Source organism: Halomonas caseinilytica (assembly GCF_001662285.1).
GTDB lineage: Bacteria > Pseudomonadota > Gammaproteobacteria > Pseudomonadales > Halomonadaceae > Halomonas > Halomonas caseinilytica.
The window spans coordinates 1-11,663 of the sequence record NZ_BDEO01000019.1 but is presented as its reverse complement, the minus strand read 5'-3'; the positions used below and the strand labels follow the sequence as shown (position 1 = coordinate 11,663).

Here is an 11,663-nt window from a genome sequence, read left to right as displayed (position 1 = left end):
GGGCCAGTGGGGATCGGCGGGGTTGTGGACGAGGTAGTCGTTCCACAGGACCTCGGCGATGTCGGCCATGCCCATGGGGGCGCCGGGGTGACCGGAGTTGGCCTTCTGGACGGCATCCATGGAGAGGGCGCGAATGGCATTGGCCAGTTCGAAGCGGGATGGCATGGGGACTCCTGGATCAAAGGCGGTCGGCGATGCGTTGCTCGAGGCGTGACTGGTCTTCGTCGAAACGACGGATGCCTTCGGCCAGCTTGTCGTTGGCCATGGCATCTTGATTGTGCTCCCAGCGGAAGCCGGACTCGTCGAGCGGAGCGGGACGCGATGACTGAGGATCGGACAACGAGACGGCCGGTGTCACCTCTCCGTGTTCGGTGGCCAGCTCCTCGAGCAACGCCGGCGAGATGGTCAGCCGCGGGCAGCCAGCGAGTGCCAGGACCTGGTCGGTGGTGCGAAAACTGGCTCCCATGACCACAGTGTCATAGCCGCCCTGGCTGACGCGTTCGCAGACACCGCGCACGAACTGTACGCCGGGGTCGTTTTCGGGGGTGAAATCCCGGCCGGTTTCTTTCTTGTACCAGTCGGTGACCCGGCCGACGAAGGGCGAGACCAGAAAGACGCCGGCATCGAAGCAGGCCCGGGCCTGGGCATCGCTGAACAGCAGCGTCAGGTTGCAGTTGATGCCTTCCTTCTCCAGTACCTCGGCGGCGCGGATGCCCTCCCAAGTCGAGGCCAGCTTGATCAATACCCGGTCACGGCCGATACCGCGCTGTGCGTAGAGCTCGATCAGTTCATGGGCCTTGCGGATGCTGGCCTGGGTATCGAAGGACAGTCGGGCGGCCACTTCGGTGGAGACGCGCCCGGGGACCACACCGGCGATCTCGCTGCCCATGGCCACGGCCAGGTGATCGACGGCCCGGGCGGCGCGCTCCTGTTTGTCACCCTGAGCGGGGAGCGCGGCCAGTTCCCGTTCGATCAGCGGCTGATAGCCGGGCATGTCGAAGGCCTTGAGGATCAAGGATGGGTTGGTGGTGGCGTCCTGGGGCTGGTAGCGCCGGATGGCGTCCAGGTCGCCGGTGTCGGCGACCACCAGGGAGTGTTGCTTGAGAGCATCGAGTCGTGAAGCCATGGCTATCTCCACTGGAGCAATGGGCGAGAGGAGCCCGGACGGTGTCGAGCACCATCCGGGCGAAGAATCTGGAAGGCCGCTCGCGTCGCGTCAGGCAGCGGCTTTCTCCAGGTGACGCTCGGCGCTGTCGGCGAGGGTCACCAGCAGCAGCCGGCAGGAGACGGCGCCGGCGTCGAGGTGGCCTTTAGAGCGTTCGCCCAGCCTGGCGGCACGACCGATACGGGCTTCCAGCTCCCGGGTGGACTCGCAGCCGCGTTCGGCACCCTGGCGAAGGGCGTCCAGAGCGGCGGGGAAATCCTCTCCGTTGTCCGCCGCGCGACGATAGTCGTCGACTGCCGGCACCAGGGTATCGAGCAGGCACTTGTCGCCGACCTGCGCGTCGCTGATGCCTTGGAGGGCGTTCAGACCGCCGGTCAGCATGTCGCCGAAGGCCCTGGCATCGAGAGCCTCGCGTTCCTTTATGGCGTTGCTCATGCCGAGAAACAGGCTGCCGTAGAGTGGGCCCATGGAGCCGCCGATGGAGCCCATCAAGGTCGTGGCGAGAGTGCCCAGCGCCTTGGAGAGGCCCAGTGACTGGCCCTGGATCGACTCGCCGCACAAGCGAAACCCCTTGGCCATGTTGATGCCGTGGTCGCCGTCGCCGATGGCACCGTCGACTTCGCTCAGGTAGTTGCGGTTTTCGACGATGACATCGACCAGCGCCTCGAGAATGTCGGTACCGTGAGAGGTGTTCAGATATTGCATGGGGGCTCCTGAATGTGGAGGTAGTCAACGGGTGATGGCCAGCGAGCGGGCCGGCGCGTCGATGAGAGGCTTGAGCTCCTCGTCGAGCTTCATCACCGTCAGGGTCGCCCCCATCATCTCCAGTGACGTGAAGTAGTTGCCGATATCGGCGCGGTGCACGGTGATGCTCTCGGCCTCGAGGCGGTCGGCAATGTGGGCGTACAGCAGATTGAGTTCCATGTTCGGTGTGGCGCCGAGCCCCGAGACCAGTACCGCCACTTCGCCGCCGATGAAATCCTGGTCGGCGAGAACCGGATCGCACATCGATCGGGCCATCGAAGCGGCATCGGTCAGGGGAGCCACCTCGATTCCCGGTTCGCCATGGTGTCCGATGCCTAGCTCCATGTAGCCGGGCTCGATCGAGAAGTTGGGCTTGCCATTGGCAGGGATGGTGCAACTGCTCAAGCCTATGCCGATGCTCGAGCAGGCGTCGACGGCCTTCTGGGCCAGGCGGATCACCTCGGAGAGGTCGTCACCGCGTGCGGCGGCGGCACCGCCCACCTTCCACATCATGATCTCGCCGGCGACGCCTCGTCGCTGGTCACGCTGGTCGGCCGGGGCGGAGGCGACATCGTCCCGAGCGATCACTGTTTTGACGTCGATGCCTTCCATCTCCGCCATCTGGCGCGCCATTTTCACGTTCATGTTGTCGCCGGCGTAGTTGCCGTACAGGCAGGCCACGCCACGACCCCGATCGGCGGCCCGGAAGGCATCGAGGAAAGCATCCGCGGTGGGCGACGAGAAGATCTCGCCGATCGCCACGGCATCGCACAGCCCTTCGCCGACATAGCCCAAGAAGGCGGGCTCGTGCCCGGAACCGCCGCCGGTGACCACACCGACCTTGTCGGGTGTCTCGCCGGCGTACTTGAGCACCCGGGGGTGGTCGGTGGCGGCGTAGAGCGAGGGGGACGCTCGTAGATAGCCGCGGACCGCGTCATCCACCACGTTATCGGGGTCGTTGATGATGCGCTGCATGGCGTATTCCTCGAGTTGTGGGTTGTTGTCGTCGTATTGGCCTGGCCGGAAGCCGAGTGACGGCTGGTCAATGCCATAAATGTTCGATGTTTGATCAAATGTTTAGGCTTGTCGTCGAAACATGTCAAGGTCGTCCTGGCGAGAGAAGGTGAGACTTTGGTCGCTTCCTGTTCTTTCTGTTGCCCAGAAACCTCTATATTCGTTTGATTTTTAGTGTGATTCTCGGTTTTTTCAGGAATCGCGAAAGCACTGCCTTTGTTCATCGGGGGTGTGTTCAGGTGAAATTACGGGTTTACAAATGATCGGTAGGTGATACTTTGAACACGAAGGCCGTTGGCGCAGGGTCGATGGCCGGTAACCGGGAGTGCTATCCATGTCTGATTCAACCATGGCCGCGCGAGCGGCAGTTCGCATCGCCCTGGGAGGAGATGAGGCGGCCTTCGAGCTCAAGGAAGCATTGATCGAGCATGTGCGGTCCCTGGGCTTCGAGGCGGTGGATTTCGGTACCTACAATGCCGAGCCGGTGCTCTATCCCGATATCGCGGTGCGTGTGGCGCGGGCTGTTGCGGCGGGGGAGGTCGAGCGCGGGGTGCTGGTGTGCGGTACCGGAATCGGAGTCGCGATCTCGGCCAACAAGGTGCCGGGCATTCGTGCGGCCCAGGCGCATGACACCTACTCGGCGATCAAGGCGCGCTCGAGCAATGATGCCCAAATCGTGGCCCTGGGGGCTCGGGTCGTTGGAGTGGAGTTGGCCAAGAGCATCGTTACCGCCTTTCTCGGCGCCGATTTCGGTGGTGGAGCCTCCAGCGAGAAGGTAGCGCGCATCGCCGATTACGAGCGGGAGTTTTCGCGCGGCTCGCCGATCGCTTGATCACTGAGGGTTCGGCTGATCGCTGTGGTATCTTGTGCCGGTCGCCAGTCACGGATCGCATGAGGCCACCTCCATGAACGAGCGCGTCGAGAACGCCGACATTGCCTTGATGACCGAGATCGCCACCCTCTATTACGTGGAGGGTGAGACGCAGGAAGTCATCGCCAATCGCCTGGGAATCTCGCGGGTCAAGGCGGGGCGCCTGCTCAAGCGGGCGCATGCGGAAGGCATCGTCGATGTGCGGGTGCGTCAGCATCCTTCGGTGAGTGCCGAGATCGAGCAGGAGTTGATACGTCGCTTCGGCATCAAGCGTGCCCTGGTGGCGCTCGACCATGCGGATCCGGATGTGCAGCGCTCCGGTGTGGCCAGTCTGGTTGCCGATCATCTGTCGCGCACCCTGCACGATGGTTCTATCGTTGCCGTGGGAATGGGGCGCAATGTCGGTGCTGTGGCGGACAACGTCTTCGAGCAGGGTGAGCGCAAGTGCTCGTTCGTGTGTGCCATTGGCGGCTCGCTGCGTGCCGGCGAGTACATGAACCCCGATCATATCTGTCGGCGCCTGGCGATGAAGTTTGGTGGTGACAGCGAGACGCTCTATGCGCCGGCCCTGGTGCAGAACCCCGAGTTGCGCGATGCCATGTACGAGAATTCCACCGTGCGGCAGACGCTGGATCGTGCGCGGCGGGCCGACACTGCCCTGATCGGGGTGGGGGATCTCAGCGAGGACAGTAACATGGTGCGCATGGGGTGGTTCTCGCCCCAGGAAATTGCCGAGGCCCGACTGTCGGGCACGGTGGGCGACATGATGGGCTATGACTTCATCGACCTGCATGGTCAGCCTGCGCGGACGCCGATGCAGGGGCGGGTGATCGGCCTGACCATCGGGGATCTTGCGCGAATTCCCGATGTCGTTGCCATTGCCAGCGAGAATACCAAGGCCGCCGGTATCCTCGGGGCGCTGCGAACCGGCGTGATCGACACTCTGGCGACCAGCGTCACCAACGCGCATACCATCCTGCGCCTCGATGAGGCGACACCTGCCGCCGAAACCGAGTGATCATATGTTCATGCGCATTGCTAGGTGAACAGTGCCATTCCTGGTCGTCCCTTGCTCTCTTTATGCCGTGTCCGTGACGGATCGGAATAAAAGTGTTTTATAAACAACAAGTTATAAAATGAGCCTAAAGTATTAGGCAAAAATCCCAACGAGTTCATTGACCCGGCTATACTGAAAAGCGTTAATTCATTTGAGCAATACAAGATCAAATGATAAGTCAGCGCGAGCTCAGTGGAGGCCCTCATGAACGATACCCTCACCCAATCCGCGACCGCGGATGTCACCATCCCCGACACCATGGATGCCATCGTGGCCTATGCCCCAGGAGACTATCGCCTGGAGCAGGTGGCGGTGCCGGAAATCGGCGAGAAGGAAATCCTGATCAAGGTGGAGGCCTGCGGGATCTGCGCCAGTGACCTCAAGGCTTTTGAAGGCGCGCCCAGTTTTTGGGGTGACGCGGACCAGCCGGCCTATATCAAGGCACCCATGATTCCCGGACATGAATTCATCGGTCATGTGATCAAGATGGGGCCTGGTGTCCAGGGATTCGAGATCGGCGATCGCATCATCTCCGAGCAGATCGTGCCGTGCTGGGACTGCCGCTTCTGCAACCGCGGCCAGTACTGGATGTGCGAACGGCATGATGTCTATGGCTTCCAGCACAACGTTAATGGCGGCATGGCCGAGTATATGAAATTCCCGGCCGAAGCCGTCAATCACAAGCTGCCGGACTCCCTGCCCATGGAGAAGGCTGTGCTGGTCGAGCCGTATGCCTGCTCCATGCACGCCGTCAAGCGTGCCCAGATCGAACTGGGTGATGTGGTCGTGCTGGCCGGCTCCGGGACCCTGGGACTCGGCATGATCGGCCCGATCAAGAAGTCCGGGCCCGCCAAGCTGGTGGTGCTGGACCTGAATCCCGAACGGCTGGAACTGGCGAAACGGTTCGGGGCCGATGTGGCGCTCAATCCGCTTGAGGACGATGTGGTGTCGATCGTCAAGGAGATGACCGGCGGATACGGCTGCGACATCTACATCGAGGCCACGGGCGCGTCCAAGTCGGTGGAGCAAGGTCTGTCGATGCTGCGCAAGCTCGGTCGGTTCGTGGAATTCAGCGTTTTCAAGGATCCGGTGACGGTGGACTGGAGCATCATCAGCGATCGCAAGGAGCTCGATGTGCTGGGAGCTCACCTGGGACCCTACTGCTATCCGCTGGTCATCGAAGGTATCGAGAACGGCGATTGCCCGACCGAGGATGTGGTGACCCACACACTGCCGCTGAAGCGCTTCCACGACGGCATCGAACTGATGAAGCACGACAAGCAGGCGCTCAAGGTCGTGCTGATCCCTGGTGAATGAAGTGCTCTGTCGGCCTCTTGCGGGGCCGGAAGCGAGTGAACAACAAGAGGTCGTTTCATCATGAGTTCACGAGTCGATGCCGAGCCGCTGCCCCGTGCTGGCAAAGGACGCGGCCGTGTCGCGATCATTGTCGTCGCGGTCGTCGTGCTGGCGGCTATGGCGCTGGATACCACCGTGGTGCCGATCGGTGCGCAGCAGGAGGAAGGGTTCTCCGCCGAGCGCTATGGTGCGGAACACTTTCCCATTGTGCGCGACAGCGTCGAGAAACGTGCCGTGGAAGCCAGTGAACTGGCGGCCGCCGTCGCCGAGGACAAGGTTGCGGCCGGGGAGCGCTATGGCGTAGCGGCCGGCATTGGCCCGGTGATCCCCGTGACCTTCTCCGGTGTGGTCGGCGAAGGCAAGGCCGGCATCTATGTGGTCGATGTCGAGGGCATTCCTGAGGGGCTGACGATTCGCATGCAGACTGGCCCGGCCATCAATGGCACCGACCTGCGGGACGCCACCGGCGACATCGAGTTCGGTCAGTTCACCAACCAGATCGAATACCAGGACGCCGGCGCGGCGATCAACGACGAGATGAAGGAACAGGTGCTGTCGGGGATCGATACCGGCGACCTGAGCGGCGAGACCGTCGACGTCACCGGCGTCTTCAAGCTGATCAATCCGAACAACTGGCTCGTGACGCCCGTCAGTCTGAGCGTGCAGTGAGCGAGCCCATCCATGACGGACGAATCTGCCATGAGCCACAACGATAAGCTGTCCCCGGAGGAGGCTTCCGGCGAGGCCATTCTCTCAGCGCGCCATGTCGCCAAGTCCTTCGGCAATGTCCACGCCCTGAAAGCGGTGAACTTCGATGTGCATCGTGGACAGGTCACGACGCTTTTCGGCGAGAATGGCGCCGGCAAGTCTACGCTGATGAAGATCCTGTCGGGCGTGATCCGCCCCACCTCCGGCGAGATTCTGCTCGAGGGGCGGGCGGTGAGTTTTGCTTCGACCAGCGAGGCACAACGGCTGGGTATCTCGATCATTCACCAGGAGTTGAGCCTTGCACCGAACTTGAGCGTGCGCGACAACATCTTCATGGGACGCGAGCTGGGCGGAGCGACCGGTGTCGACTATGCCGAGGAGGAGCGCCAGACTCGCTTGCTGATGGAGGAACTCGACGAGCCCATCGATCCGCTGACTCCGGTGGAGGAACTGCGGTTGGGGCAGCAGCAGATCGTCGAGATCGCCCGGGCGCTGTCGGCGAATTCACGCATCCTGATCATGGACGAGCCGACCTCGGCGCTCTCCGCCACGGAGGTTGAGGTGCTGTTCCGGGTCATTCGTGACCTCAAGCAGCGCGGCGTCTCCATCGTCTACATCTCCCACCATCTCGAGGAAGCGCTCACGATTACCGATCATGCCGTGGTACTGCGTGATGGTGTCATGACGGCCTATGCCCCGCGTCGGGATATCGATCTCGAATGGATCGTGCGCAACATGGTCGGTGAGGGCTTCGACCTTGGCTCGCCTCCCACGGGTTATGAGATGGGCGAGGTTGCCCTGTCGCTGCGCGAGGTGTCGGTGCCGGATGTCACGGTGCCGGGGCGCTCGGCGGTCGACCGCTTGTCCCTGGATGTACGCGCGGGCGAGATCGTCTGCATCTACGGCTTGATGGGGGCAGGGCGAACCGAACTGCTCGAGAGCGTTGCCGGTCGTATCTCGTCGGCGGAAGGTGAGGTCCTGCTCGAAGGCCATGATGTCTCGCATCTGAGCATTGCCGAGCGCATCGAGCATGGCCTGGTGCTGGTGCCCGAGGATCGGCAGCGCGACGGTCTGGTACAGACGATGTCGGTGGGCGAGAACCTGTCGCTGGCCAGCATCGGTGCCTTTACGCGGGGTCTCTTCACCTCGCGACGGCGGGAGCAGGAGGTCGTGACGTCGTCCATCCGCAATGTGCATATCAAGACCGATGGTGGCGAGGCCGGCATCGGATCGCTGTCGGGCGGGAATCAGCAGAAGGTCGTCATCGGCAAGATGCTGGCCACGCATCCCAGGGTCGTGCTGCTCGACGAACCCAGCAGGGGTATCGATATTGGCGCCAAGGCCGAGGTTTTCGGGCTGCTCAGTGAAGGTGCCCGGCAGGGGCTCGCCGTTGTCTTTTCGACTTCCGAGGTCGGCGAGTGCCTGAGCATCGCGCATCGGATCGTGGTGATGAGCCGTGGACGGATCGTGGCGGAGTTCGGCGCCGGCGTCAGCAAAGAAGAGATCATGGCCGCTTCGGGCGAAGCCGTGGCTGCCTGAATCATACGAATAGCGGAGTGCATAACAATGACTGATACCAGCCAAGTCGCCGGTTCCCGCAATGGCGGACTCGACCTGGGGCGCCTGCTGCTCGAGGGCCGGGCCTTCTTCGCCCTGATCGCGATCATCGTCATCTTCTCGATTCTGTCGCCGGTCTACTTCTCGGTGGACAATTTCCTGACCATGTCGTCCCACGTGGCGATCTTTGGACTGCTGTCCATCGGTATGCTGCTGGTCATTCTGACAGGTGGCATCGATCTCTCCGTGGGCTCGACGCTGGGCTTCGCGGGCGTCTTCGCCGGCTTTCTGATGCAGGGAGTGTCGTTCGAGATCTTCGGCGTGGTGGTCTATCCGCCAGTGTGGGCGGTGGTCGTCCTGACCTGTGCCATGGGGGCCTTCGTCGGGGCGATCAATGGCGTGCTCATTGCCTACTTCAAGGTGCCAGCCTTCGTCGCGACCCTGGGCATGCTCTATGTGGCCCGCGGCGTTGCCCTGTTGATGACCGATGGCCTCACCTACAACAACCTCGGCGGCAGTCCGGAGCTCGGCAATACCGGCTTCGATTGGCTGGGCTTCAATCGCTTGTTCGGCGTTCCCGTCGGCGTGCTGGTTCTGGCAGTCGTGGCGATCGTTGCCCTGCTGGCCCTGACCCGGACACCGTTCGGGCGCTGGGTCTACTCGACCGGTGGCAATGCCCGGGCGGCAGAACTGTCGGGGGTTCCGGTCAAGCGTGTGCAGGTATCCGTCTATGTGCTGTCGGGTATCTGCGCTGCCATCGCGGGCCTGGTGCTGTCATCGCAGCTGACTTCCGCCGGGCCGACGGCGGGGACCACTTATGAGTTGACCGCCATCGCAGGGGTGGTCATCGGCGGCGCGGCGCTGGCCGGTGGACGCGGTAATGTGCGGGGGACCCTGCTCGGGGCCTTTGTGATCGGCTTTCTGTCCGATGGCCTGGTGATCATCGGCGTCTCGTCCTACTGGCAGACCGTGTTCACCGGCGCCGTCATCGTTCTCGCCGTGCTGCTCAACAGCATTCAGTACAGCGGCCGGAAGAAGCAGCGCTCGACGTCTTCCGGCGGCGAAGTCTCCTCTCCGCAACGAGAGGCCAAGTCCCGCGGGGCGGAACCCGCCGCGGAAAGCACTGCCGTGAACCCGGCATCACAATCATAAGATCCAAGGGTGACCATTATGCTCATGAAAGGAAAACGCCTGCTGATTGCAGCCCTCGCCGTGACGGCCCCGCTCGTGGCGGGTGCCTCTGCGGCCCAGGACAAGGGGCTCATCTCGATCATCGTCAATGACACGTCGAACCCCTACTGGTTCACCGAGGGCAAGATCGCCGAAGCCACCGCCGAGGAGCTCGGTTACGAAGCCAACGTCAGCTCCCACAAGGGGGATACCAATACCGAAAGCAACCAGGTCGACACGGCGATCACCAATCAGGCCGAGGCGATCATTCTCGATCCCGCCAATGCGGACGGTTCGATCGGTGCGGTGCGCAAGGCGGTCGATGCTGGCATCCCAGTGTTCATCGTCAACGCCGAGATCAACCAGCAGGGCTTGGCCAAGGCACAGCTGGTGTCCAACAATGCCCAGGGGGCGGCACTTGGTGCTCAGCAATGGGTGCAGAGCGTTGGTGACGAGGCGAAGTATGTCGAGCTGAAGGGCGCTCCTTCCGACAACAACGCCGCGACCCGTTCCAACGGCTATGAAACCGTGCTCAGTCAGTATCCGAGCCTTGAGCGTGTCGGTTCGGACGTGGCCAACTGGGATCGCACTCAGGGCTACAACAAGATGCAGAGCATGTTGCAGGCCAACCCCGATGTCGACGGCGTGATCAGCGGCAACGATGAAATGGCGCTTGGCGCTATCGCGGCACTCAAGGAGGCCGGCAAGCTGGACGATGTGGTGGTCGGTGGCTTCGATGGTTCGCCGGATGCCGTGGAAGCGGTCAGGGCCGGCGAGATGGCCTACACGGTGCTGCAGCCAGTAGCGATCTTCGCCGAAGAGGCGGTGCGTATGGCGGACACATTCATCCGTACCGGCGAGACCGGCATCGAGGGAGAGAAGAAACTCTTCGACTGCATGCTGGTCACGGCCGAGAACGTGGATCAATACACCGATCCCTTCGTGCTTGAGCAGTAATGCAGGCGATTACCATGGCCTAGCATCCGCTTCCGGCATGTCGAGCCTCACGCGCCGCCAGGGAATCCTGGCGGCGTTTTGACGATGGGCCTTGTCAGGCTTCGAGCAGCTTGCGTGCCTGACTCAGGTTCTCCAGGGTCAGGGCGCAGGCGTTCGCGGCTTCACGGCCCTTGGTCAGGAAATGCTCGTGGTAGAACGCCGTGTGAGTGGCGTGCTCGTGGAAGTGATGGGGTGTCAGCACTACCGAGAGAATGGGCACTTCGGTGTCCAGTTGCACTCGCATCATGCCGTCGATGACCGCCTGGGCGACGAAGTCGTGACGATAGATGCCGCCATCGACTACGAAGCCGGCGCCGATGATGGCTGCATAGCGGCTGCTTCTGGCCAGCAACTTGGCTTGCAAGGGGATCTCGTAGGCGCCTGCAACGCTGAAGACGTCGACGCGTTCGCGCTCGATATCATGCTGCTCGGCGAGGGTGGTGGTGAATGCCTCTCGGGCCTGGCCGACGATGTCGTTGTGCCAACTGGCCTGGATGAAGGCGATGCGGGGGGCGTGATCGGTATTTGACTGATTCATGGTCTTCCTCGATAAAGCTACCAGAATCAGGGCATGCGGAACCCTCGCCGGGCTGACGGTGGTGACTGGCGACACGAAGGCATCGCAAGCACGGGTCGCCTCGTCCAAGGTGCCGTTCTCTTCCATCCGGACTATCACCGTCGGCTTCGGCATTTCACCGAATCTGCTGTCCCCGGCTCGTCTACCGATGCCGGGCGCTCGCGGGCTTGTGCACACCTTCTCTTTCACTGAATGGAAGGGCGCCATCACCGCCGGTGGGGACTTTCACCCCGCCCTGAGAACAGTGGCCATGTATGGCCGCGCTCTATTCTACGTATGGCACTGGACGGGCGCCAGATGCCGATAGCGTCTCGTGACATGAGGAGGTGGCACGAAAAAGGGCGCGGCCGATTGGCCGCGCCCTTTCATTTTCTCTGAGCGGCCAGGTGTGCTCAGTCCTCGGCGTCGTCGAGCATTTGCTCGGCCTCGTCGACGACGTTGTCGACGG

Annotated in this window: 12 protein-coding genes and 1 riboswitch; of the genes, 7 read left to right on the top strand and 5 right to left on the bottom strand. The window is 62.5% G+C overall.

Translation table 11 applies throughout. The annotated features are described in order from the left end of the window. From HSDC_RS16580 to HSDC_RS16125, 4 genes are all read right to left on the bottom strand, one after another. A partial coding sequence (locus HSDC_RS16580; protein ID WP_137055368.1) for a thiamine pyrophosphate-binding protein occupies window positions 1-165 on the bottom strand: 165 nt, incomplete at its 3' end. Window positions 166-178: 13 nt separating this feature from the next. Beyond that, on the bottom strand, window positions 179-1,126 hold the full coding sequence (tal, locus tag HSDC_RS16135; RefSeq protein ID WP_064700986.1) for a transaldolase: 948 nt from the start codon (window positions 1,124-1,126) through the stop codon (window positions 179-181). A 90-nt stretch (window positions 1,127-1,216) separates the two neighbouring features. After that, the gene (gene dhaL / locus HSDC_RS16130) at window positions 1,217-1,870 is read right to left on the bottom strand and encodes a dihydroxyacetone kinase subunit DhaL (protein ID WP_064700985.1); all 654 of its coding nucleotides are present in this window, start codon (window positions 1,868-1,870) and stop codon (window positions 1,217-1,219) included. Window positions 1,871-1,894: 24 nt separating this feature from the next. After that, window positions 1,895-2,884, bottom strand: a complete 990-nt coding sequence (locus HSDC_RS16125) for a dihydroxyacetone kinase subunit DhaK (protein ID WP_064700984.1) — start codon at window positions 2,882-2,884, stop codon at window positions 1,895-1,897. Window positions 2,885-3,257: 373 nt separating this feature from the next. Between HSDC_RS16125 and rpiB the strand changes: the two genes are divergently transcribed. From rpiB to HSDC_RS16090, 7 genes are all read left to right on the top strand, one after another. Further along, window positions 3,258-3,755, top strand: coding sequence for a ribose 5-phosphate isomerase B (rpiB, locus tag HSDC_RS16120; RefSeq protein ID WP_064700983.1), 498 nt, complete (start codon window positions 3,258-3,260; stop codon window positions 3,753-3,755). A gap of 73 nt (window positions 3,756-3,828) precedes the next feature. After that, window positions 3,829-4,812, top strand: coding sequence for a sugar-binding transcriptional regulator (locus tag HSDC_RS16115; protein ID WP_064700982.1), 984 nt, complete (start codon window positions 3,829-3,831; stop codon window positions 4,810-4,812). Between the two features lie 243 nt (window positions 4,813-5,055). After that, window positions 5,056-6,168 (top strand): MDR/zinc-dependent alcohol dehydrogenase-like family protein, encoded by a 1,113-nt coding sequence (locus HSDC_RS16110; RefSeq protein ID WP_064700981.1) that lies wholly within the window; start codon window positions 5,056-5,058, stop codon window positions 6,166-6,168. A 60-nt stretch (window positions 6,169-6,228) separates the two neighbouring features. Continuing rightward, on the top strand, window positions 6,229-6,876 hold the full coding sequence (locus tag HSDC_RS16105) for a DUF2291 domain-containing protein (protein WP_064700980.1): 648 nt from the start codon (window positions 6,229-6,231) through the stop codon (window positions 6,874-6,876). 12 nt (window positions 6,877-6,888) lie between these two features. Then, window positions 6,889-8,454 carry a sugar ABC transporter ATP-binding protein gene (locus HSDC_RS16100; protein ID WP_244883837.1) on the top strand — a complete coding sequence of 522 codons (1,566 nt, stop codon included), beginning with the start codon at window positions 6,889-6,891 and terminating at the stop codon, window positions 8,452-8,454. 27 nt (window positions 8,455-8,481) lie between these two features. After that, the gene (locus tag HSDC_RS16095) at window positions 8,482-9,624 is read left to right on the top strand and encodes an ABC transporter permease (protein ID WP_064700979.1); all 1,143 of its coding nucleotides are present in this window, start codon (window positions 8,482-8,484) and stop codon (window positions 9,622-9,624) included. A 24-nt stretch (window positions 9,625-9,648) separates the two neighbouring features. Continuing rightward, entirely contained in the window at window positions 9,649-10,599 is a 951-nt protein-coding gene (locus HSDC_RS16090) for a D-ribose ABC transporter substrate-binding protein (protein ID WP_244883836.1), read from the top strand. A gap of 94 nt (window positions 10,600-10,693) precedes the next feature. Here HSDC_RS16090 and HSDC_RS16085 read toward each other — a convergent pair whose 3' ends face one another. Next, the gene (locus HSDC_RS16085; protein WP_064700977.1) at window positions 10,694-11,176 is read right to left on the bottom strand and encodes a 6,7-dimethyl-8-ribityllumazine synthase; all 483 of its coding nucleotides are present in this window, start codon (window positions 11,174-11,176) and stop codon (window positions 10,694-10,696) included. A 110-nt stretch (window positions 11,177-11,286) separates the two neighbouring features. Then, a riboswitch (FMN riboswitch) is annotated at window positions 11,287-11,462 on the bottom strand. Window positions 11,463-11,663 lie beyond the last annotated feature (201 nt).

Excerpts from the sequence above, each read along its gene's own strand:
- HSDC_RS16085 (WP_064700977.1), bottom strand. The coding sequence starts at position 11,176 with ATGAATCAGTCAAATACCGATCACGCCCCCCGCATCGCCTTCATCCAG.
- HSDC_RS16095 (WP_064700979.1), top strand. The coding sequence starts at position 8,482 with ATGACTGATACCAGCCAAGTCGCCGGTTCCCGCAATGGCGGACTCGAC.
- HSDC_RS16125 (WP_064700984.1), bottom strand. The coding sequence starts at position 2,884 with ATGCAGCGCATCATCAACGACCCCGATAACGTGGTGGATGACGCGGTC.
- dhaL (WP_064700985.1), bottom strand. The coding sequence starts at position 1,870 with ATGCAATATCTGAACACCTCTCACGGTACCGACATTCTCGAGGCGCTG.
- HSDC_RS16110 (WP_064700981.1), top strand. The coding sequence starts at position 5,056 with ATGAACGATACCCTCACCCAATCCGCGACCGCGGATGTCACCATCCCC.
- HSDC_RS16100 (WP_244883837.1), top strand. The coding sequence starts at position 6,889 with ATGACGGACGAATCTGCCATGAGCCACAACGATAAGCTGTCCCCGGAG.
- HSDC_RS16105 (WP_064700980.1), top strand. The coding sequence starts at position 6,229 with ATGAGTTCACGAGTCGATGCCGAGCCGCTGCCCCGTGCTGGCAAAGGA.
- HSDC_RS16115 (WP_064700982.1), top strand. The coding sequence starts at position 3,829 with ATGAACGAGCGCGTCGAGAACGCCGACATTGCCTTGATGACCGAGATC.
- HSDC_RS16090 (WP_244883836.1), top strand. The coding sequence starts at position 9,649 with ATGAAAGGAAAACGCCTGCTGATTGCAGCCCTCGCCGTGACGGCCCCG.
- rpiB (WP_064700983.1), top strand. The coding sequence starts at position 3,258 with ATGTCTGATTCAACCATGGCCGCGCGAGCGGCAGTTCGCATCGCCCTG.
- tal (WP_064700986.1), bottom strand. The coding sequence starts at position 1,126 with ATGGCTTCACGACTCGATGCTCTCAAGCAACACTCCCTGGTGGTCGCC.